General features: G+C 41.7%; 20 protein-coding genes and 1 pseudogene. 16 read left to right on the plus strand and 5 right to left on the minus strand.

What is annotated here, in order from left to right:
* Positions 1-6: 6 nt before the first annotated feature.
* The gene (locus tag K5J94_RS05145) at positions 7-669 is read right to left on the minus strand and encodes an NAD(P)H-dependent oxidoreductase (RefSeq protein ID WP_159550004.1); all 663 of its coding nucleotides are present in this window, start codon (positions 667-669) and stop codon (positions 7-9) included.
* Positions 670-998: 329 nt separating this feature from the next.
* Here K5J94_RS05145 and K5J94_RS05150 point away from each other — a divergent pair, with 329 nt between their 5' ends.
* Entirely contained in the window at positions 999-1,307 is a 309-nt protein-coding gene (locus tag K5J94_RS05150) for a hypothetical protein (protein ID WP_159546024.1), read from the plus strand.
* A 142-nt stretch (positions 1,308-1,449) separates the two neighbouring features.
* Here K5J94_RS05150 and K5J94_RS05155 read toward each other — a convergent pair whose 3' ends face one another.
* Positions 1,450-2,535: a M24 family metallopeptidase gene (locus K5J94_RS05155; protein ID WP_159582836.1), complete on the minus strand. Its 1,086-nt coding sequence runs from the start codon at positions 2,533-2,535 to the stop codon at positions 1,450-1,452.
* 172 nt (positions 2,536-2,707) lie between these two features.
* Here K5J94_RS05155 and ccpA point away from each other — a divergent pair, with 172 nt between their 5' ends.
* The 8 genes from ccpA to K5J94_RS05195 all read left to right on the plus strand — a co-directional run bounded on the left by ccpA (position 2,708) and on the right by K5J94_RS05195 (position 12,910).
* Complete coding sequence (gene ccpA / locus K5J94_RS05160) at positions 2,708-3,709, plus strand: catabolite control protein A (RefSeq protein ID WP_159546020.1); 1,002 nt, start codon at positions 2,708-2,710, stop codon at positions 3,707-3,709.
* A gap of 189 nt (positions 3,710-3,898) precedes the next feature.
* Positions 3,899-5,362, plus strand: coding sequence for an alpha-amylase (locus tag K5J94_RS05165; RefSeq protein ID WP_221912568.1), 1,464 nt, complete (start codon positions 3,899-3,901; stop codon positions 5,360-5,362).
* An 85-nt stretch (positions 5,363-5,447) separates the two neighbouring features.
* Positions 5,448-6,446 carry a glycosyltransferase family 4 protein gene (locus K5J94_RS05170; RefSeq protein ID WP_221912569.1) on the plus strand — a complete coding sequence of 333 codons (999 nt, stop codon included), beginning with the start codon at positions 5,448-5,450 and terminating at the stop codon, positions 6,444-6,446.
* A gap of 1 nt (position 6,447) precedes the next feature.
* Positions 6,448-7,782, plus strand: coding sequence for a glycosyltransferase family 4 protein (locus tag K5J94_RS05175; protein ID WP_159564696.1), 1,335 nt, complete (start codon positions 6,448-6,450; stop codon positions 7,780-7,782).
* Between the two features lie 451 nt (positions 7,783-8,233).
* Positions 8,234-10,180 carry a threonine--tRNA ligase gene (gene thrS / locus K5J94_RS05180; RefSeq protein WP_159560762.1) on the plus strand — a complete coding sequence of 649 codons (1,947 nt, stop codon included), beginning with the start codon at positions 8,234-8,236 and terminating at the stop codon, positions 10,178-10,180.
* 130 nt (positions 10,181-10,310) lie between these two features.
* Complete coding sequence (locus K5J94_RS05185) at positions 10,311-11,303, plus strand: ABC transporter ATP-binding protein (RefSeq protein ID WP_159564698.1); 993 nt, start codon at positions 10,311-10,313, stop codon at positions 11,301-11,303.
* A gap of 1 nt (position 11,304) precedes the next feature.
* A complete protein-coding gene (locus K5J94_RS05190) occupies positions 11,305-12,123 on the plus strand; it encodes an ABC transporter permease (protein ID WP_221912570.1) in 819 nt (272 codons plus the stop codon).
* Between the two features lies 1 nt (position 12,124).
* Positions 12,125-12,910: an ABC transporter permease gene (locus K5J94_RS05195; RefSeq protein WP_159564700.1), complete on the plus strand. Its 786-nt coding sequence runs from the start codon at positions 12,125-12,127 to the stop codon at positions 12,908-12,910.
* 108 nt (positions 12,911-13,018) lie between these two features.
* On the opposite strand, the gene dhaQ is transcribed toward K5J94_RS05195, so the two are convergent.
* Positions 13,019-14,008, minus strand: coding sequence for a DhaKLM operon coactivator DhaQ (gene dhaQ, locus K5J94_RS05200; protein WP_221912571.1), 990 nt, complete (start codon positions 14,006-14,008; stop codon positions 13,019-13,021).
* Between the two features lie 10 nt (positions 14,009-14,018).
* Positions 14,019-14,558 carry a dihydroxyacetone kinase transcriptional activator DhaS gene (gene dhaS / locus K5J94_RS05205; protein ID WP_159560746.1) on the minus strand — a complete coding sequence of 180 codons (540 nt, stop codon included), beginning with the start codon at positions 14,556-14,558 and terminating at the stop codon, positions 14,019-14,021.
* A gap of 149 nt (positions 14,559-14,707) precedes the next feature.
* Between dhaS and dhaK the strand changes: the two genes are divergently transcribed.
* Genes dhaK through K5J94_RS05225 form a run of 4 tightly spaced genes read left to right on the plus strand, consistent with a single transcriptional unit; the run spans position 14,708 to position 17,378 of the window.
* Positions 14,708-15,697, plus strand: coding sequence for a dihydroxyacetone kinase subunit DhaK (gene dhaK / locus K5J94_RS05210; RefSeq protein ID WP_221912572.1), 990 nt, complete (start codon positions 14,708-14,710; stop codon positions 15,695-15,697).
* A gap of 9 nt (positions 15,698-15,706) precedes the next feature.
* On the plus strand, positions 15,707-16,282 hold the full coding sequence (gene dhaL / locus K5J94_RS05215; RefSeq protein ID WP_159545796.1) for a dihydroxyacetone kinase subunit DhaL: 576 nt from the start codon (positions 15,707-15,709) through the stop codon (positions 16,280-16,282).
* Positions 16,282-16,656 (plus strand): dihydroxyacetone kinase phosphoryl donor subunit DhaM, encoded by a 375-nt coding sequence (gene dhaM, locus K5J94_RS05220; protein WP_159550207.1) that lies wholly within the window; start codon positions 16,282-16,284, stop codon positions 16,654-16,656. The genes dhaL and dhaM overlap by 1 nt, the downstream gene beginning before the upstream one ends.
* A gap of 11 nt (positions 16,657-16,667) precedes the next feature.
* A complete protein-coding gene (locus K5J94_RS05225; protein ID WP_159550204.1) occupies positions 16,668-17,378 on the plus strand; it encodes an MIP/aquaporin family protein in 711 nt (236 codons plus the stop codon).
* A 302-nt stretch (positions 17,379-17,680) separates the two neighbouring features.
* Here the strand turns inward: K5J94_RS05225 and K5J94_RS05230 are convergent, their stop codons facing one another.
* A complete protein-coding gene (locus K5J94_RS05230; RefSeq protein WP_221912573.1) occupies positions 17,681-18,943 on the minus strand; it encodes a transposase in 1,263 nt (420 codons plus the stop codon).
* A 213-nt stretch (positions 18,944-19,156) separates the two neighbouring features.
* Between K5J94_RS05230 and K5J94_RS05235 the strand changes: the two genes are divergently transcribed.
* From K5J94_RS05235 to vicK, 3 genes and pseudogenes are all read left to right on the plus strand, one after another.
* Positions 19,157-20,215 carry a DUF3114 domain-containing protein gene (locus K5J94_RS05235; RefSeq protein WP_408022824.1) on the plus strand — a complete coding sequence of 353 codons (1,059 nt, stop codon included), beginning with the start codon at positions 19,157-19,159 and terminating at the stop codon, positions 20,213-20,215.
* A 345-nt stretch (positions 20,216-20,560) separates the two neighbouring features.
* On the plus strand, positions 20,561-21,271 hold the full coding sequence (gene yycF / locus K5J94_RS05240; RefSeq protein ID WP_159545788.1) for a response regulator YycF: 711 nt from the start codon (positions 20,561-20,563) through the stop codon (positions 21,269-21,271).
* Positions 21,264-22,621, plus strand: a pseudogene (vicK, locus tag K5J94_RS05245) (cell wall metabolism sensor histidine kinase VicK). The gene yycF and the pseudogene vicK overlap by 8 nt, the downstream one beginning before the upstream one ends.
* Position 22,622: the final 1 nt, after the last annotated feature.

Consider the following 22,622-nt stretch of genomic DNA (forward strand, 5'->3'; position numbering starts at 1 on the left):
TTCTCCTTAATTAATAACAGAAATGACTTCTTCTCGTGGTTTACGAGAGTGGGGGTGCTTTGGATCACGAAGCCGATAGCCAAGCGATAACATGGTGACAATACCTTCGGTATTAGGAGTAATAATGCCATGTTGTGCGAGAATATGATCAACCTCTTTGTGGTCAAAGCCCTCAATTGGGCACGAATCAATCCCCATTAAGGCAGCTGTTGTCATCATATTGCCTAAAGCAATATAGGTTTGCTTAGCTGACCAATCAAATAAGGCACGTGGATCATCAGCAATCTCTAAATCACGTGTTTGAAATTCCTTATAGGTCTGTAAACGCAGGTCCATCTCCTCGCCCCCTGTAAAGCCGCGCCGCTCGAGACTCTGTTTAATAGTCGAGCTATCATAGCGGGTGTTTTTTTCAGCAACTAACAGCACAATGTGACTGGCTGTTTCTAATTGATACTGGGCACCCCAAGAGATTGGCTTTAGCTCTTCTTTGACTGCTTCATTATTTAGGACAATGAATCGCCAGGCTTCCATTCCTACAGAGGAGGGGCTTTGCCAGGCAGCATCTAAAATCAGTTTGAGATCATCCTCGCTGATTTTTTGTTCCTTATAGACCCGCACGGCCGTGCGAAATTGCTGAGCAGATTGTAATTGTTCTCGAATAGATGTCATTGTTTCCTCCTTTTTCTCTCCTTATAGCTTCATCATAACACAAAGGATGAGGCAAAACAAAAAACCCGCATTTTGATGTGGGCCAGCTGTCTGTTGGTAAATAATACCAGAACGTCAACAAAGCGATCAGCAACCTGACCAAGCAAGTCTAACAAGGTATTTTCTTTGTGCTAATAGGTTGATCGAATTAACGCTCGGTTGCTTGAATTGATTGCGATATCAAGGTTTTTTGCCCCACCTCCAAAGAGAAAGTCAGAAGGTTGAATTGACAACGCTTACACATCGGGGTATACTATTGAAGGTAGTCCATTTAGAGTTAGGAGTAAATCATGGCCATAGGGGTAATAGTAATCCACATTCTCTTATTTACGTTTCTCATTTATACGCTATTTAGAGGGAGCTTTCTCACCAAAGAAAAGGTTGATTTTTATTATCTTGTTTATTTCAATCAAACCTCAACCTTAATTGATATTCGTCGTAATCAGGCTCTTGCCCGGTACGTAACCGTCATTTCTGGTAATAGTCAAGCAGGGACTTTCTCCGTCTATTCCCAGCTTAGCGATGCTAAGCTCAAAGAACTATTAATGAAAGAGTATCACCTAACCCTATCTCAGGTTATTGTAGAAGCAGCGTCCTAGTTGGTTTTAGTGATAGTAATAACAAAGAAGAGACTAAAAGCAGATTTACATGTTTGCTATTTTGCTTTTAGTCTCTTCTTTTGTTTTTTTATTTGCTATGGGCTTGCGAGTGCTAGGTGAACAAGTCTAAACTTTAAGCCACCTATCCTTCAAAAAAGAGTAATTCTTTTGGTGTTTGGGTAAAGAGCTCAAAGCCATTCTTGGTAACATGACCACAGTCTTCAATGCGAACTCCAACTTTACCTGGGATGTAAATACCTGGCTCAACAGAGAAGCACATGCCTTCTTTGATGACAAGCTCATTGCCCGCCATGATAGATGGATACTCATGCACATCCATACCTAAACCATGCCCAAGGCGATGGTTAAAGTATTCTCCGTAGCCGGCTTTTTCAATAACCTGGCGAGCTGCAGCATCAATTTCGGCAGCTGTGACACCAGGCTTAATAAAGTCTAAGGCAGTTAATTGCGCTTCTAAACAAAGGGCGTAGATGTCTTGTTTAAAGGAATCAGGCTGGCCGACAGCAACGGTTCTTGTCATATCAGATGTATATCCTAAGGTTTCTACGCCTAAGTCAAATAGCAGTAGGGCGTTATTTTCAATTGGATTGGTTCCAGGTATCCCATGAGGATTAGCGGCATTATTACCAGTTAGTACCATTGTTTCAAAACTCATCTTACTAATGCCTTGCTTTTTCATATCGTATTCAATCTTGGCAATGATATCGGTTTCGGTTGCTTGAAGGGAGATGGCTTCAAAACCAGCTTGCACAGCCTTATCGGCAAAATCACCAGCAATCCGTAATTTTTGAATTTCATCAGCTGATTTGATGACTCGCATTTCTTGGACCAAGGGCGTTAAATTTTCAAAACGACCAGCAAAAACGGTTTGTAGACCCTTAAATTTACTTAAATTAAGATGGTCAAACTCAGCATACAAGGTCTTGGCAGCAGTGTTTGGTAAGACCTTTGTTAGCTTTTCCCAGGGATTTTCAGAATCCATGTAACCAAAGACAGGAAAGTCAACTGCCTCTTTGGCACGCGCAACTTCTAAAGCAGGGACAAACAAGACGGGGGCTAGTTGATTATAGACAAACAAAAAGAGTTGACGTTCATGGGGGTCACAAAAGAAACCCGTAAGATAATGGATTGTAACCGGATCTGAAAGAATGGCTAATTCAGAATGTTGTTGGGTTAAAAAGTGACGAATTTGTTCTAATTTTGTCATCGCAATACCTTCTTTCTGTTTTCTATTTTTTCAAAAAAACAGCAAAAAAGCAAGTTTTCTTCAAATGATTGAAAAAGTTTTCAAAATTCACCAATTAGTACTTGAAAGTGTTTACAATTCATGCTAAAATGAATTTTGAAAGCGTAATTTTCAAATAGGAAGGAAGACGAAAATGAACACTGATGATACAATTACAATATACGACGTTGCGCGTGAAGCAGGTGTATCAATGGCAACTGTCAGTCGTGTTGTCAATGGCAATAAAAATGTCAAAGAAAACACTCGTAAGAAAGTTCTTGAAGTTATCGATCGTTTAGATTATCGTCCCAACGCGGTTGCCAGAGGACTGGCAAGCAAAAAAACGACCACAGTAGGTGTTGTGATTCCAAATATTGCCAATAGCTATTTTTCGATTTTAGCTAAAGGAATCGACGATATTGCAGCTATGTATAAATATAATATCGTCTTAGCCTCAAGTGATGAAGATGATGATAAAGAGGTCAATGTTGTCAATACCCTATTTGCCAAACAGGTTGATGGTATTATTTTTATGGGACATCATTTAACTGAAAAAATTCGCGCTGAGTTTTCGCGTTCACGTACACCAATTGTTTTAGCTGGGACCGTTGATTTAGAGCATCAATTACCAAGTGTTAATATTGATTATAAGGCTGCCGTAGAAGAAGTGATTACAATATTGGCAGAGCGGCATGACAAGATTGCTTTTGTTTCAGGGCCGCTTATTGATGACATTAATGGGAAAGTTAGATTGTCTGGCTATAAAAATGGCTTAAAACAAAATCATTTGGACTATACAGAAGGCTTGGTTTTTGAAGCTAATTATGCTTACAGTGAAGGTTACCACTTAGCCAAGCGTGTGATCAATTCCGGTGCGACGGCAGCCTATGTTGGTGAGGATGAATTGGCTGCTGGACTTCTCAATGGCTTATTTGATGCTGGCATCAATGTTCCTGCAGATTTTGAAATTATCACAAGTAATGATTCACCTGTGGTAGAATACACAAGACCTAATCTAAGTTCCATCAGCCAACCTGTCTATGACCTAGGAGCAGTAAGCATGCGCATGCTCACAAAAATCATGAATAAAGAAGAGCTCGAAGAAAAAGAAATTTTGTTAAATCATGGACTAAAAAGACGTGGAACAACCAAATAGAGGGGCTGGGCAACTTGCTCAGACCCTATTTTCATGATTAGAATAAGGCAAAGCAAGCCCAAGCCACAGCTGCGTTTGACTGATTAGGAAGTCTCACAAAGCAAGGCCCTTCTCTTTTTCAGAAAAAGGCCATAAGCTTTACAGGCCATCATCAAGCAAGGCATGCGCTCTTGGAAAAAGGATAAGAACATGACCAATGAACTCATTTTTCAAGCTTTTGAATGGTATTTAAAAGCAGATGCGAAGCACTGGAAGAACTTGCAGCAAGCCATTGCCGATTATCAAGAACTAGGCGTCACTAAAATGTGGCTACCGCCCGCTTTTAAGGGAACAGGCGCAAATGATGTCGGCTATGGTGTCTACGATCTTTTTGATCTTGGTGAATTTGATCAAAATGGGACAATTCCGACCAAATATGGTACCAAGGATGAGTATTTGACTTTGATTAGCAGCCTTAATCAGGCTCAAATCATGCCAATAGCAGATATTGTCTTGAATCACAAAGCAAATGGAGATCATAAAGAGCGTTTTTATGTGTTGCAAATGGATCCCAAAAATCGCCAGCAGGCTATTTCAGAGCCCTATGAGATTGAAGCCTGGACGGGCTTTGATTTTCCTGGTCGCAATAACCATTATAGTGATTTTAAATGGCATTGGTACCATTTTACAGGTACGGATTATGATGCCTTACACGATGAAGTAGGGATTTATCAGATTACAGGTGACAACAAAGGCTGGGCTGATCAAGCACATGTCGATAATGAAAATGGTAATTTTGATTATTTGATGTTTAACGATATTGATTTTAAGCATCCTGAGGTACGAGCCCATCTAAACCAATGGGTAGAGTGGTTTTTGAAAACGAGTCACATTCGTGGTTTTCGATTAGATGCAATCAAGCATATTGATTCACAATTTATGAATCATTTTATCCGCTATATTCGTGATAATCTTGACTCAGAACTCTATGTTTTTGGTGAATACTGGAAAAATGACAGCCAAGCAACGGATAAGTATCTAGAAGCTCTGGACATGCAGCTTGATTTGATTGATGTGGCTTTGCACATGAATCTCTTTACTGCTAGTAAACAGGGCAATCAATACGATATGCGAACCATTTTGAATGGTAGCCTGATGCAACTGCGCCCAGATTTTGCGGTCACATTTGTTGATAACCATGATACACAGGCCGGTCAGGCGCTAGAAACACAAGTAGAAGCCTGGTTCAAGCCCTTAGCCTATAGCCTAATTATGTTACGTCAAGAGGGGACCCCCTGCCTGTTTTATGGTGATTATTATGGTATTTCCGGAGAATATGGCCAAGCCTCCTTTAAAGATGTCATAGACAAGCTTGCCTATCTGCGCAAGCATTATGTCTATGGTTGCCAAAAAGACTATTTCGATCACGGTAATTGCATCGGCTGGACAGAATTAGGTGACTCTGAGCATCCAGGCTGTCTAGCAGTCATTTTAACCAATGGCGATCGTGGCTGGAAGAAAATGGAAGTGGGTCAAGATTACGCCAATCAGGTTTTTGTAGATTATCTGGGTCATTGTGATCAAGAAATCAGCATTAATCAGGATGGCTGGGGCGACTTTCAGGTTGAAGCAGGTTCGGTGTCGGTCTGGCTCCCTAAGCAAAACCTTCTCTAAATAAGCTAAAGAGAAAAATCAGCCCAAGGGTTGATTTTTGTCATCTTTAGTGAAAATTACACTGAAATAGGCTATAATAGTCATTATGAAAGTCTTACTATATTTAGAAGCTGAAGGTTTTTTAACCAAGTCGGGCATCGGACGGGCAATTAAACACCAAGCAAAAGCCTTAGCTCTAGTCGGCCAAGCCTTTACAGTGGACCCTAATGATGACTATGATCTTGTGCATATTAATACCTATGGTATAAAGAGCTGGCGTTTGATGAAACGTGCTCAAAAGCAAGGTAAAAAAGTGATTATGCATGGTCATTCGACTGAAGAAGACTTCCGCAACTCTTTTGTTTTTTCTAATTTTATTGCCCCTTTTTTTAGGCGTTATTTATGCTTGTTTTATAAGACAGCAGATGCTATTATTACACCGACAGAGTATTCCAAGACTTTGATTCAGAATTATGGCATCACAACTCCCATTTATGCGATTTCAAACGGAATTGATTTAACACAGTATCGGGCTGATCCTGTTAAAGAACAAGCTTTTAGGGACCATTTTCAGTTGGCCAAGGAAGAAAAAGTGGTTATTGGGGCGGGCCTCTATTTTATGCGAAAGGGAATTGATGATTTTGTCCGCGTTGCAAGAGAATTACCGGAGGTGCAGTTTATTTGGTTTGGTGAAACCAACCGCTGGGTGATTCCGCGAAAGGTTAGAAGACTTGTGTCCAGTAAGCACCCCAAAAATGTCCGCTTTCCCGGCTATATTAAAGGTCCTGTGTATGAAGGTGCCATGACCGGAGCTGATGCCTTTTTCTTTCCTAGTCGAGAAGAAACAGAAGGCATTGTTGTTTTAGAAGCCTTAGCCAGCCGTCAAAGACTGGTCTTGCGGGACATCCCCGTCTACCATGGTTGGATTTCTAGTGATAGTGCGGAGTTAGCAGCTGATGCTACTGGCTTTAAAGAAGCACTAGAGCGGATATTGAGTAATCAATCAGATAAACGCGATGCAGGCTATGCTGTAGCACAAAGCCGAAATCTCGAACAAATTGCCAAAGAATTAATAAACGTCTATCAAAAAGTAATGGAGTTATAGTATGCGTGTCGGATTATTTACAGACACCTATTTTCCACAAGTTTCAGGCGTGTCGACCAGTATTAGAACCCTGAAAGAAGAGTTGGAAAAAGAAGGTCATGAAGTCTATATTTTTACCACCACCGATAAGAATGTCAAGCGTTTTGAAGATCCCACCATTATCCGTTTGCCAAGCGTTCCTTTTATTTCTTTTACTGATCGGCGCGTGGTCTACCGTGGATTAGTCTCCTCATATAAAATTGCTAAAGACTACCACTTAGATATTATTCATACTCAGACTGAATTTAGCTTAGGCTTATTAGGCAAAATGATTGGCAAGGCCTTACGGATTCCAGTGGTACACACCTATCACACACAATATGAAGACTATGTTAAATATATTGCCAATGGCAAGCTCATCAGACCAAGTATGGTAAAGCCGATTTTGCGCAATTACCTCAAAGACTTGGATGGTGTTGTCTGTCCAAGTAGAATTGTGCTTAATTTGCTAGAAGGCTATGAGATTAAGATTCCTAAGCGTGTGATTCCAACAGGAATTCCTGTAGAAAATTATATTCAAGATGATATTACCCAAGAAATGGTTGCTAATTTAAAAGCTAACTTAGGCCTAGCTCCTGATGATAAGATGCTTTTAAGTTTATCTCGTGTGTCGTATGAAAAAAATATCCAGGCAATCTTGTTTCAATTTCCCCAAGTTATCGCAGAAAATCCAAAGATAAAACTGGTGATTGTTGGTGATGGCCCTTACCTGTCAACCTTACAAGAATTGGCAGAGCAATTAAAAATGACCAGCCATGTTATTTTTACTGGGATGATTCCCCATGAGCAAGTGGCCCATTATTATAAGGCCTGTGACTTTTTTATCAGTGCTTCAACTAGTGAGACCCAAGGTTTGACTTATATTGAGAGTTTGGCGAGTGGCAAACCCATCATCGCCCATGGCAATCCTTATTTGGATGATTTGATTTCCCATAAAATGTTTGGAACCTTGTTTTATCGCGAAGAAGACATTCCCGCTGCCATCATTGATGCCATCAATGTCACGCCCGACATGGATCCGCTGCTATTAGAGCAAAAGCGCTATGAAATTTCTGCTCAGCATTTTGGCCAATCCATCTATACCTTTTATTTGGACACCCTCATTGCTAAATCAGAGCAAAAGCACAAGCGTTTAAGCTTATATATCAATAGTCCAGAAAAGCATGAGCCCATCAAGCTGGTCGCACAAGCCATTCATCTTCCGCAAAGAGCTGTCAAAGCTACGGCTAAAACGTCGGTCAAAGTCGTCAAGGCGCCCTTAAAAATGGTCAATGCGATCCGTGATTTTTTAGATTAACAAGGCACACTTGTGCTTAAGCTTACTGGGTGGCAAAATGGTCTGGTGGATTTTTAAGATAGGGACTTGAAATCTGTAGAAAAATTGATATAATAAGCATGAAGACACGTTAAGTTACCCTTTATTTGTGATAAGCGAGCGCTGGTTGGTGAAAAGAGCGCAAAATAGACTAACTTAATACTCCTTCCATGATTTTATGCAAACATAAAAGGGTGGTTCCCTTATCGCCGCTTGAGGTTCAACATGAGAATGCTAGTTTTTTTGTTGGATGAATGAAGGTGGAACCACGCAACCGCGTCCTGATATAGGATGTGGTTTTTCTTTTTGAGAGACTAACCAAAGTAGTGAGGTGTTTTGGCAGCAACAGCTAAGCTCAGTGTAAGTTCGCTTGAAGAGGAGCTTGTTTTGATAAAATGTGACTTGAGAAAAATGCTTGATTAAGGAGAAGACGATGATTAATATAACATTTCCAGATGGTGCCGTGCGCGAATATGCAAAAGGAATCACAACCGTTGCAATCGCTGAATCCATCAGCAAATCCTTGGCCAAAAAAGCCTTAGCCGGGAAATTTAACGGCCACTTAATAGATACCAATCGCCCTATTACAGAAGACGGCAGTATTGAAATCGTGACTCCCGAGCACGAGGATGCCTTGGGTGTTCTTCGTCATTCAGCGGCTCATTTGTTTGCTCAAGCAGCAAAACGCCTCTTTCCTGATTTACACCTAGGAGTAGGCCCTGCTATTGAAGATGGCTTTTACTATGATACTGACAATGCCCAAGGCCAGATTTCTAACGAAGATCTGCCCCGCATTGAAGAAGAAATGCGTAAAATTGTCAAAGAAAATTATCCTTGTATCCGTGAGGAATTGTCCAAGGAAGAAGCCCTAGACTTATTTAAAGATGACCCCTACAAAGTCGAATTAATCAAAGAGCACGCTGACGATGCTGCTGGTTTAACGGTTTATCGTCAAGGCGAGTTTGTCGATCTTTGCCGTGGCCCTCACGTACCATCAACAGGTCGGATCCAAGTCTTCCACCTGCTCAATGTAGCTGGTGCTTACTGGCGCGGTAACAGTGACAATAACATGATGCAAAGGGTTTATGGCACCGCTTGGTTTGACAAAAAAGATCTCAAGGCTTATTTGACCCGGCTAGAAGAAGCAAAAGAACGTGATCATCGCAAACTGGGTAAAGAGTTGGACTTGTTCATGATTAATCCAGAGGTCGGTCAAGGTTTACCTTTTTGGCTACCAGATGGTGCGACGATTCGTCGGACGCTTGAGCGTTATATCACGGACAAAGAATTAGCTTCTGGTTACCAACATGTCTACACACCACCAATGGCCTCTGTTGACTTTTATAAAACTTCTGGTCACTGGGATCACTATCGCGAAGACATGTTCCCAACCATGGATATGGGAGACGGTGAGGAGTTTGTTCTACGTCCCATGAACTGCCCGCATCACATTCAGGTCTATAAAAACCGCGTGCATTCTTACCGTGAGTTGCCGATTCGGATCGCAGAGCTTGGGATGATGCACCGCTATGAAAAATCTGGTGCCTTATCTGGCTTGCAACGTGTTCGTGAGATGACGCTTAATGACGGTCACATCTTTGTAGCACCAGAGCAGATCCACGAAGAATTCCAACGTGCCCTGCAATTAATCATTGATGTTTATGAGGACTTCAACTTAACAGACTATCGTTTTCGTTTGTCCTATCGGGATCCCAAAGATACACATAAATATTATGACGATGATGAGATGTGGGAAAATGCACAAAGCATGCTCAAGGCTGCGCTGGACGACATGGGCGTCGACTATTTCGAAGCAGAAGGCGAAGCTGCCTTTTACGGACCAAAACTGGATATTCAGGTTAAAACGGCCCTTGGTAATGAAGAAACCCTCTCCACCATCCAGTTGGATTTCTTGTTACCAGAACGCTTTAACCTGTCTTACATTGGAGCTGATGGGGAAGAGCACCGTCCAGTCATGATTCACCGCGGAGTCATCTCAACCATGGAACGCTTTACAGCGATCTTGATTGAGACTTACAAGGGTGCTTTCCCAACCTGGTTGGCTCCACACCAAGTTACGGTTATCCCAATTTCTAACGAAGCACACATTGACTATGCTTGGCAAGTGGCAAAAACTTTACGTGATCATGGCGTGCGCGTCGATGTGGATGAGCGCAATGAAAAAATGCAGTACAAGATTCGTGCTTCTCAAACCAGCAAGATCCCTTACCAATTAATCGTTGGGGACAAGGAAATGGAAGATAAATCAGTCAATGTCCGCCGCTACGGCAGTAAGGCAACCCATACAGAAACTGTTGATCAATTTGTAGAGACCATCTTAGCCGATATTGCACGTAAATCCCGCCCACAAGACAACTAATATCAACTGAAAAGAAGCTGTGCGGCTTCTTTTTTTGCTGCTTTGGAAAACGCTTGCGCAAGCTATTTTAACTTGTTATAATAAAGTTCATTAAGATGTTATGATAGTGTAATAATGGAGTGTGATTGTAATGGCAATGATAGAAGTATCTCATCTTCACAAAACCTTTTCTAAAATAAGAAAAGAGCCTGGGTTAAAGGGTGCCTTGAAATCTTTTGTGCATCCGCAAAAGACCAACTTTGAAGCGGTCAAGGACCTAACTTTTGAGATACCAAAAGGGCAAATCATGGGCTTTATTGGGGCTAATGGCGCTGGCAAATCAACGACAATTAAGATGCTAACTGGCATTTTAAAACCAACGTCAGGTTATTGTCGTATTAATGGCAAAATCCCACAAGATAATCGCCAAGACTATGTCAAAGATATTGGGGTTGTTTTTGGACAACGAACACAACTGTGGTGGGACTTAGCTTTGCAGGAAACCTATACAGTCTTAAAGGAAATTTATGATGTGCCTGACCAGGTTTTTCACAAACGAATGGCCTTTTTAAATGACGTTTTAGACCTCAATGATTTCATCAAAGATCCTGTTCGCACTTTATCGCTTGGTCAGCGCATGCGGGCTGATATTGCGGCGTCATTGCTACATAATCCTAAGGTTTTATTTCTAGATGAGCCGACCATTGGCTTGGATGTTTCGGTGAAGGATAACATTCGTCGTGCCATTACGCAGATAAATCAAGAAGAAGCGACAACGATTTTACTAACCACTCATGATTTGAGTGATATTGAGCAATTGTGTGATCGGTTGATTATGATTGATAAGGGAAAAGAAATCTTTGATGGCACAGTAAGGCAATTAAAGCAAACATTTGGCAAACAAAAAAGCTTGACCTTTGAACTAAAACCAGGTCAAGAGCAGCTAGTCTCCTCCTTTGCGGGGCTACCTGATATAACAGTAATCCGGCAGGACCTTGTTTTGGATATAAAGTACGATAGTTCGCGTTACCAAACGGCAGAGATTATTCAAAAGACTCTGGCTGACTTTGCCGTTAGGGACTTGAAAATGGCTGACGTTAACATTGAGGATATTGTCCGTCGCTTTTACCGAAAGGAGCTCTAAGATGCTATCATTTTGGAAACGTTATAGGCCCTTTATCAGTGCTGGTATTCAGGAATTGATCACCTACCGTGTCAATTTCTTTTTGTACCGCCTTGGTGATGTTATGGGAGCTTTTGTGGCTTTCTACCTTTGGAAGGCTGTTTTTGATTCTGCTAAGCAACCCTTGATTAATGGTTTTACTCTGTCAGATATGACGTTTTACATTATCATGAGTTTTGTCACCACCTTGTTGACTAAGTCAGACAGTTCTTTTATAATTGGTGAAGAAGTTAAGGATGGCTCGATTATTATGCGCCTGCTGTGCCCGGTTCATTTTGCCGCTTCTTATCTTTTTATGGAAATTGGCTTTCGCTGGATTGTTTTGATTAGTGTGGGGCTACCTTTTTTGTTGGTCATATCTGGTGTCAGAGTGATGGCAGGGCTACCATTTTGGCAAGTATTAGCGAGTATTTTTTTGTATTTGCTTAGTCTTTTGCTGGCCTTTTTAATTAATTTTTATTTTAATATTTGTTTTGGCTTTACAGCATTTGTTTTTAAGAACCTTTGGGGTTCTAATTTGCTAAAAAATGCTTTAGTTTCCTTTATGTCTGGAAGCTTGATTCCTTTGGCCTTTTTCCCAAAAGTTGTGGCAAACGTCCTTAGTTTTCTGCCCTTTTCTTCTTTAGTTTATACGCCAGTGATGATTGTGATTGGAAAATATAACTTGCGTCAAATCGGGCTTGCTCTAGGTTTACAGCTTTTTTGGCTTTTGGTGATGGTGGTATTATCCCAGCTGATTTGGAAAAAAGTGCAGTATCAGTTAACGATTCAAGGAGGATGAGATGGCAAAAATCAGACGTATGCATGCGATTTTTATCAAGCAATACCTCAAGCAAATCTTGGAATATAAGGTTGATTTTGTGGTAGGAGTGCTGGGGGTTTTCCTGACTCAAGGACTGAATTTGCTCTTTTTAAATGTGCTGTTTCAGCATATCCCGGCGTTAGAAGGTTGGACCTTTGAGCAGATTGCCTTTATCTATGGTTTTTCTCTCATCCCAAAGGGCATTGACCACCTCTTTTTTGACAACCTCTGGGCTTTGGGGCAGCGCCTGGTTCGTAAAGGAGAATTTGATAAATATCTGACCAGACCGATTAGCCCTTTATTTCATGTCTTGGTAGAAACCTTTCAAGTGGATGCCCTGGGGGAACTACTGGTTGGGATTATCTTGCTGTCTACAACGGTTGGCTCTCTTACCTGGACGCTCCCTAAGCTAGTGCTTTTTGTGATAGCCATTCCCTTTGCTACCTTGATTTATACCTCTTTAAAAATCGCGACCGCTAGTATTTCCTTTTGGACTAAGCAATCAGGAGCAGTCATTTATATCTTTTACATGTTTAATGACTTTGCCAAATACCCCATGTCCATTTATAATTCGTTATTGAAGTGGGTGCTTAGTTTTCTCATTCCTTTTGCCTTTACGGCTTATTATCCGGCATCCTACTTTTTGACAGGACAGAACTTCCTTTTTAATATCGGTGGTTTGATGGTTATTTCCTTGCTTGTGTTTGCCGTATCGCTCAAACTGTGGAAATGGGGCTTGGCTGCTTATGAGAGCGCAGGCTCTTAGACGAGATAAGTTGACCCAAAAGAGTGCTAGCTGTAAAAAGCCAGACCAAAGTCAGCATCAATAAATGAAAAGGCAGTAGTACGAACTACTGTCTTTTGCCGTGCCCTATTACCAAGCATAGGCATTGGTAGGGGCTTGTAGGTAAGTAAGCCAGCTTTGATTCTTAAGCCGGCAAAGAGTAACTGAAATGCCTGTCATATCAAGGCTGGTCATGAATTTTCCATTTTTGATAAAGGGCAGCTGCAGACCTTCTAGTTCTAGTAGTTGGTGCATATCATTTAGGAAGATACCCTGTTCTAAGTCAGTTGCTGTTCCCAGATTGTTAACCAGTAAGATAAAGTGTTGCCCTTCTTGCCAATGAAATTTAATGTGTAACTTATTCATAATCTCAATGGCCAATTGCTCTGAAGAATGAAAGTCAACTTGACGGTAACCTTCTTCACCATGAATGCCAATACCAAAGGCAATCTGGTTGTTGTTTAATGCAAAAAGCGGCTGCTGAGTGCCAGGTAGACTGGCGGATTTGGTGGCAAAGCCAATCGTAGCTGTTTCGGTAGCCACTTCAAAGGCCAGGGCTTCTAGCTCAGTCAAACTTGCACCACTCTTGGCAGCTGCACCTAGAATTTTGTGGAGTAAAATGGTGCCAGCCAAACCGCGATGCCGCATTGCAAATTGTTGTTTGGGCTCAACAGAAATATCATCATGCGAGATAATATACTTGATATTGTGACCTTCTTGTCTAGCCGTGTGAATAGCCGTTTGAAAGGAGGCTATATCAGCTTCAAAATTTTTGATGATGATAAAGACACCCTTGCCCTGGTCTAAAAAACGAATGGCTTTTAAAATGGCTTCAGGTTTTGGTGGTACAAAGAGCTCACCATAAATGGCTGCACTGAGCATGCCATTGCCAACAAATCCGGCATGGGCTGGCTCATGGCCAGAGCCGCCGCCAGAGAGGATGGGCACACTATCGTGATCAAGATGCCGATTATAAATGATAGGCCACCGGCCTAATTTGGCTAAATGAGGCTGAGCAGCTAAGATGCCGTCTATATACTGTTCGAACGTTTGACTGACGTGGTTCATAATAGTTACCATGATTATGCTCCTATATGTCTTGTAAGGTTTTTAAAATAATGGCTTTAAGGTCACTTATCTGGGGAAGGACTTCTTCGTGATTAACATAGTGTTTGATGACCGTAGCAAGAGCATTAGCGTGGTAATGAATTAAAAAGGTTTTGTAGTCATCTGTTAATGACAGGGCTTGCTTGTCCTCTTCTTCCTTGATGATTTTTTCAACTAGGATAATACAATAATCCCCAAAAAAGGAGTAAAAGTCATTTTGTCCTTCAATATTGAAGAGCTGGGCATAGAAATGCTGATTACTTTGGATATAAAATAATAATTCTTCCAGCAGTTTAAATCCAGAGATATAGTTGAGATTACTAGTGACTTGCTCTTGCAATTCGGTCTCAAAGATCCAGTCCAATAACTCGTATTTATCTACAAAATGGTTATAAAAAGTTTGCCGTCTGATTCCAGCAGTGTCCATAATGTCTACGACTGAAATTTTTTCAAAGCTTTTTTCTTGTAACTGTTTTTTGAAAGCCTTGGCAATACGCTTTTTAGTAATCAGAGAAGTTGCCATTAAATTTTCCTTTATTTCTTGTTCTCTTCCTTAATAGCTTATCAAAAGCTACCTTAAAAAGATATGGACAAATGGTGATAATTGTCCCTTACCAGCAAGAAAAAGTTAAGTTAAAATGAAAGCGTAAACAAAAAATGGAGGATTTGCTGATGAAGAAAATTATGAATGAGCCAACACACATCGTTGATGACATGCTTCAAGGGTTGGCCTATATGCATGATGACCTGGTAGAGCGCTTGGATGGTTTTGATGTCATTGTTCGCAAGGCTCCTAAAACACACAAGGTTGCTATTATTTCAGGCGGTGGTTCTGGCCATGAGCCAGCCCATGCTGGCTTTGTCGGATTGGGTATGCTTTCGGCCGCTGTTTGTGGAGCGGTCTTTACCTCTCCCACTCCGGATCACATTTTGGAGGCCATCAAGGCTGCTGATGAAGGTGCGGGTGTCTTTATGGTTATTAAGAATTACTCTGGTGATATCATGAATTTTGAGATGGCCCAGGAGCTTGCTGAAATGGAAGGAATTGAGGTATCAAGTATCATTGTTGATGATGATATTGCTGTGGAAGACAGTCTTTATACCCAAGGCCGGCGCGGCGTTGCCGGTACCGTTCTTGTGCATAAAATTTTAGGTCACGCTGCCCAAGCTGGTCAGAGTTTATCGCAAATCAAGCACCTAGCAGAAAACTTAGTACCTCAGCTCAAAACCATTGGCTTAGCCTTATCAGGGGCAACTGTCCCTGAAGTTGGTAAGCCAGGCTTTGTCCTTAGTGAAGACGAATTTGAGTATGGGGTGGGAATCCATGGCGAACCTGGCTATAAGAGAGAAAAAATGCAGCCATCACATCTTTTGGCGCAAGAATTAGTTGATAAATTAGCTGCGAGCTTTCAAATGACTGCTGGTCAGCAGTTTGCCCTGCTAATTAATGGTTTAGGAAGTACACCGCTTATGGAAGAATATGTTTTTGCTAATGATGTTGCCCAACTCTTAGCAGAAAAAGGTGTGGATGTCGTTTTTAAAAAAATTGGTGATTACATGACGTCTCTGGATATGGCTGGTCTTTCACTAACCTTATTAAGATGTGAAGATCAAGCATGGATTGAAGCATTAAAAGCACCAGTCACTACGGTAGCTTGGTAAGGAGGACTTATGGATACGACAAAAATAGTAACATGGATGAGCTTATTTAATGATAAAGTAAAAGCTAATAAGGACTACCTTAGCGAGCTTGATACCCCCATTGGAGATGGCGATCATGGCGGCAATCTGGTTCGGGGCATGGCTGCTGTGATGGAAAGCCTGAGCGGCAAGACATTTGATCAAGCTAGCGATGTTTTTAAAATAATCGCAACTCAACTAGTCAGCAAAGTCGGTGGTGCATCAGGTCCTCTTTATGGTTCGGCCTTTATGGGCATGGCTAAAGCAGCTGATGGCGCTTCTCTTATAGACTGTTTGCAAGCGGGGCTTGAGATGATTCAAAAACGGGGCAAAGCCCAGGTTGGAGAAAAAACCATGATCGATGTTTGGCAACCCGTTATTGAGGCGCTTAGCCAGGGAGAATTGACCAAAGAAGCTGTCGCAGCGTTCGCTCAAGCCACAAAAGACATCAAAGCGACCAAGGGGCGGGCTTCATATCTGGGAGAGCGTTCTGTGGGGCATATAGATCCAGGTGCTTACTCCTCTTATCTTCTTTTTGAGGCAATGCTAGAAGCGGAGGTGGCCTAATGACAGCTCTAGGAATGGTGATTGTATCGCACTCAAAAAACATTGCCCAAGGGGTTGTGGATCTGCTCTTGGAAGTCTCTCAAGATGTGGCTATTACTTATATCGGTGGTAGCGAAGATGGTGGCATTGGTACTAGTTTTGAACAAGTGCAAGCCAAAATCGACGCGAATCCACAAGACGATCTTTTAGCCTTCTATGATTTAGGCAGTGCTGGTATGAATTTGGAGATGGCAGCAGATGTTACTGATAAAACGCTCACAGTACTTAAAGTACCAATTGTTGAGGGGGCTTATACAGCTGCAGCCCTAATTCAAGCCGGAGTGGCTAAAGAGGCTATTTTAGCCCAGCTAAAGGAATTAGAAATCAAAAAATAAGGAGACATCAGATGAACTTTATTGGCGAGTGTCTAGGAACTTTTATTCTTGTCCTACTAGGTGATGGGGTCATCTCGGCTTGTGTACTTCATAAAACAAAAGCCCAAAATAGTGGTTGGGTGACCATTGTTTTGGGCTGGGCGGCGGCAGTCAGCATTGCTGTCTATGTAACTGGCTTTATAAGTGGGGCACATTTAAACCCAGCAGTTACCCTGGCTTTGGCTAGCGTGGGCAGTTTACCTTGGGCTCAGGTACCAATCTATTTTTTGGCCCAGATGTTAGGAGCGATGCTTGGGGCCCTTGTCTTATATTTGCACTATTACCCACACTGGCAAGAAACAGATGACCCAACTACGATCTTATCTTGTTTTTCAACAGCACCAGCTATTCGCCATACTTGGTCAAACTTCTTTGGCGAAGCCCTTGGTACGGCAATCCTTGTGGTGACAGTCATGGCTATTGGGCCCAATAAATTAGCTGCTGGTTTTGGCCCCTTGCTTGTTGGTTTAGTAGTTGCAGCAGTGGGGTTCTCCTTAGGTGCAACAACTGGCTATGCCATCAATCCAGCGCGTGATTTAGGCCCTAGGCTAATGCATCAACTCCTGCCTATCCCTAATAAAGGTAATTCAGATTGGTCTTATGCTTGGATTCCGGTGTTTGGACCACTGGTTGGTGGAGTAGTGGGTGCTCTTATATTTCAACTAATTTTAAATCACATCTAGTCATGAGCTAGCTATGCGACCACTAATAATTGGTAAAACCGTATGAAATTAGGGTTTAAAAGCCCTACTTTCATACGGTTTTAGTCTCTTTGTTTAATAGGCAGGTATTTTGAGGTGCAGCTTTACCGAATCATTCCCGTAGTTAATATTGTTGTCCAATTTGTTATAGTCCAAAGGGAGATAATAATGACTTTCCTTGTCTTAACAATTGCTCAACAATATTCACTGATGCCCTTTCTTCCAATTAAATGCAAAAAAGGGCGAAATAACCCCTTGTTTATGTGGTGATTTTTTTGAACCAGTTAAACTACCCAGCTCGCAAGGTGAGTCCTTGTCCCTGACTTGGCTTTCCTTAAGGCAAAGCCGAGCATGACTAAAAAGCTCATGGCAACAGCTAAACTCATCTTCTTTAACCCTCGAATAGTATGGGTCTCAAACCTAAAGTCTCTGTCTAATCGTCCATTCACTCGCTCCACAGCTATTCGCTTCCTGTATAGCCTCTTGAACTTCTTACTATCTCGCGCTACTTGATTAAAGATAATCGGTTCAACACATCGTTTTAAACGAAAAATACAGTTATCTTGATACTTAGGGTGAAAACCATATCGTAAACTATCACTAGAAGAATCATAGCCCTTGTACATGAGCTGAATCGCTTGGCCTCTATCATCTACCCAAAACACTTCTCCTGATTGGTTATAAATCAAATCGGTATCCAAATATTGCCTAGTGCCATTCTTTTTCCACTTATGTGGGTTATCAATGATTGTGACGATATGAGCCTCCTCCAAAAGAGCTTGAAGAGGGCTGCCACTGTAGCCTTTGTCTGCCATTAGGTACTTCCCTTTTTCAAGCGTCATTGGACTGAGGTTCCTGATGAGCTCTTTCGCAACCGTTGGTTCCCCTTTTGAGGCTGGTGTTACTCTCCAAGCCACAGGTAATTCATAGGTCGTATCAACGATAAGATGACAACGATAGCCATAATGGGTTTCTTTAGTTACCATCCCATTTTTATGAGGGCACTGTTTGATTCCACTATCGGCATCTAAATCGGCACGCTTATCTTTCTTTTTCTTATATTTACCATAAGGACTAGCATAGCTATCTATGAATTTACCATCTAAGGCCAAGTTAACACCGAAATTAGGAAGAAGGTCATATAGTTCAGATATGCCAGATAATACCCAGTCCTCAATATCAGGGCAGACCTCTTCCAAGTCCTGGATGAAACGGGAATAAGCAGATTTAGAGGGGGCATGGACTAGTTTTATCGTCCCATTTTTCAATTTAACCCCGTGGGTTTCAAAGCCACAGATTTGACGTAGTTGACTATTCATATTAAGCTGACGAATCAACTGTTGATCGGTTTCCAATTGAAGAACTATTTTAGCAATATAGGCAATGAAATAGGACTGGATGGTGTAATCTTTTCGACCATGTTTTCGTTTGGCTTCTAACTGGTCAAAGAAATCCGTTTCTGGAAGACCATCTAATACCATCAAAATTTTTTCCAAATCACCCAGTTCCTGATCTTCAAAAAGGTTAAGCTGTGTTATAATTTTCATAGTGAGACCTCGTTAATAGAGATTTTTGCTTAAAACTATTATAACGCTTTGACGTTTCATTGAGGCTCACAAAAGGGAAAAATCGCTACTTAACGTGGCGATTTTTCTTTTTGAGGGTTTGAAAAGCTATGATGGCTATGGAATAACTAACTACGGGAATGATTCTTACCATTTCTTACTTGGCTGATAGGTTGACTTTAAGCTATAATGGAGATGATAGTTGCTGCAAAAAAGGAGAGGGCTTTGCTTACAGGGATTGAGGAACGTTATAAAAAGCTAGTTTTTTTGGCTAGCATCGGTTGGAAAAAAGCGGATCTGGCCTTGTTTGCCGGGCAAGAAGACATTGATTATCGGATTGGCTCACCTGTCTTTTTGGCGTTTTGGCAGCAGCATTATTTATTAGACGATGGCAAAGCTCTGCTCCAGATGATTATGACTTTGGTAGCAATGCCTAAAGAAGATCTATCAGGCGAGCTACAGCAGACACAAGCTATTTTGCGTCATTTTCACCCTGAGTTAGCTCCAGATGCGCCATTTTGGTCTGAATTTGCTTTGTTGGTTAATCGGACTTATCCAGGTCAGACACTTGCTCAGGCAGGGATCTTGGAGCGTCAGCTCCACCAGTTTCGCTATATCATCTCCAGTCAGCAAGCTCAGTATGTGCGCAGCCATTTTAAAAAAGCCCAGATGACCGATCGTAGAGCCTTAATCCATTATCTCAGAAAGAAAAAAGGAGGCTGGCTAGCAGGTAAGAAAAGGGACTATTCGGTGTTTGAATCGGCGCGTTTGCATAATAAACTGGCATTCAAAGATGGACAAGTTATTTTTCCAGATGCCAGAGTTGCTTATAATATCAAACTTCTCATGCATTTTCATACGGAGTTTATTTTGTCTAGTGAGGGTCATTTTCTTAATGAAGTAGATGCTGAAAAGGTAACACAAGGCGGTGTGGTAAATGGTGCCAGCTTTAATTACGGGACACGCGGCCAGCGTCACTGGGATTTAGATGTTGACCCGGTGTACCGACATGATCCTGCTTTTCGTAAACAAATGATTAAGGGCTTTCGCTCGCCAAAGCGTCTGCACTGGTGGACACACCGATCTTCTGCTGATTTTGCTTGGTCTTATTTTAGTCACCGTGGCTTTTATGCCCGCAAAGGGCGCAGTAGTCATTATTGGGTTCAAAGGGCAGCTTGCGTATTCCAAGTCAAATTACTCTGTGCGAAGCTTCGTCACAGCTGGCCTTTGTGCAGGGAAAATGAAAGTGACTAGGCGACTTCAAAGCAAACAGCTGCGCCTAGCGATTTTCCAAGCCTGAAGCCAGGCTTTTGAGAGCTATTCAAAACAACATAGCTCTAAAACACACTAGCGACAGAATCACCAAACGACTTCGGTTTTGGGACCATTCAAAACAGCATAGCTCTAAAACACACTAGCGACAGAATCACCAAACGACTTCGGTTTTGGGACCATTCAAAACAGCATAGCTCTAAAACGTAGACAGATATTGTCATATGCTGTGAAATTCTGGTATAATTATGAAGATAAAATAGGAAACGGAACCATTTAGGATGATACAAGTGAAAAGGTCAAACGCTAAATGATTGAGGTACAAAAATGAAAAAAGTTCTTATTGTCGATGACGAAAAGCCTATTTCAGACATCATTAAATTTAACCTAACAAAGGAAGGCTATGAAACCATCACCGCTTTTGATGGGCGCGAAGCAGTAGCTTTGTATGAAGCCGAAAAACCTGATTTGGTCATCCTTGACTTGATGCTGCCAGAATTGGATGGTCTAGAGGTTGCCAAAGAAATCCGCAAAACAAGTCATATCCCCATTATTATGTTATCAGCAAAAGATAGCGAATTTGACAAGGTCATTGGACTAGAGATAGGGGCTGATGATTATGTTACCAAGCCTTTTTCTAACCGGGAATTGCTTGCGCGCGTCAAAGCTCACCTCCGTCGTACGGAGACGATTGAAACAGCTGTCGCTGAAGAAAATGCATCACTTGGCAATCAAGAGATGACCATTGGCAATTTGCAAATTGTGCCAGATGCCTTTGTCGCTAAAAAGCGTGGCGTGGAAGTTGAATTAACCCACCGTGAATTTGAATTGCTCTACCATTTAGCTAAACACATGGGCCAAGTGATGACGCGCGAACATTTGCTAGAAACGGTATGGGGCTATGACTACTTTGGCGATGTGCGCACCGTGGATGTGACGGTACGTCGTCTGCGCGAAAAGATTGAAGACACACCGAGTCGCCCCGAATATATCTTAACCCGTCGCGGCGTCGGTTACTTTATGAAAGCATATGACTAAAGACATTATCGGAAACCTGTCATTATTTGAATTAGCCATTCTTTTATTGCTGGTTTTTGTAGCCATTTATTTTGTTTACTTAGCTGTGCGTGATTTTCGTAATGCCCGCATTATTCGTTTGCTGAGCCACAAGATTCGTGATTTGATCAATGGCCGTTATACCGATGACATTGATGTTAAAGCTGATGTTGAGTTGATGGATTTGTCCTATCAACTTAATGACCTATCAGATGTATTTCGCCTAACTCATGAAAATTTAGCACAAGAAAAGAACCGCTTGGCCAGTATCTTAGCTTATATGACCGACGGGGTCTTGGCGACAGATCGTTCGGGTAAGATTACCATGATTAATGAAACGGCCCAAAAACAGTTGGATTTAACTAAGGAGCAAGCCTTAGACTTATCCATTACGGACCTTTTGGTTGATAGTGAGACGCCGTATTCTTATCGTGATTTGGTGTCAAAAACCCCGATTGTGACCCTTAATCGCCGTGATGAAACGGGTGAATTCATTTCCTTGCGTTTACGTTTTGCGCTCAATCGTCGCGAAAGCGGCTTCATCTCTGGTTTGATTGTTGTCTTGCATGATACAACAGAACAAGAAAAAGAAGAGCGTGAACGGCGGTTGTTTGTCTCAAATGTCAGCCATGAGTTGCGAACGCCACTAACTTCAGTTAAGTCTTATTTGGAAGCGCTGGATGAAGGCGCTCTTAAAGAAGAGATTGCACCAAGCTTCATCAAGGTCTCACTTGATGAGACCAACCGGATGATGCGGATGATTTCTGACTTGTTGAATCTTTCTCGTATTGACAACCAGGTTACCCAGTTAGCAGTTGAAATGACTAATTTTACGGCCTTTATGACGTCAATTTTAAATCGTTTTGATTTAGTTCGCACACAAAATACATCTGGTACAGGCAAAACTTACGACATTGTGCGCGATTATCCCTTAACCTCGATTTGGCTAGAGATTGATAATGATAAAATGACACAGGTTATTGAAAATATCTTGAATAATGCTATTAAGTATTCGCCAGATGGGGGGAAATAACAGTTAAAATGAAGACGACTGATACCCAATTAATTGTATCAATCTCTGATGAAGGCTTGGGCATTCCAAAGAAAGATTTACCATTAATTTTTGATCGGTTTTATCGGGTAGACAAGGCAAGAAGTCGGGCCCAAGGCGGGACGGGACTTGGCCTAGCCATTGCTAAAGAAATTGTTAAGCAGCATCATGGTTTTATCTGGGCAAAGAGCGACTATGGCAAGGGCTCAACCTTTACCATTGTTTTGCCTTATGATAAGGATGCTGTTAGTTATGATGAATGGGAGGATGATTTAGACTAAA

This window comes from Streptococcus halichoeri (genome assembly GCF_019774635.1).
Classification (GTDB): Bacteria; Bacillota; Bacilli; order Lactobacillales; family Streptococcaceae; genus Streptococcus; species Streptococcus halichoeri.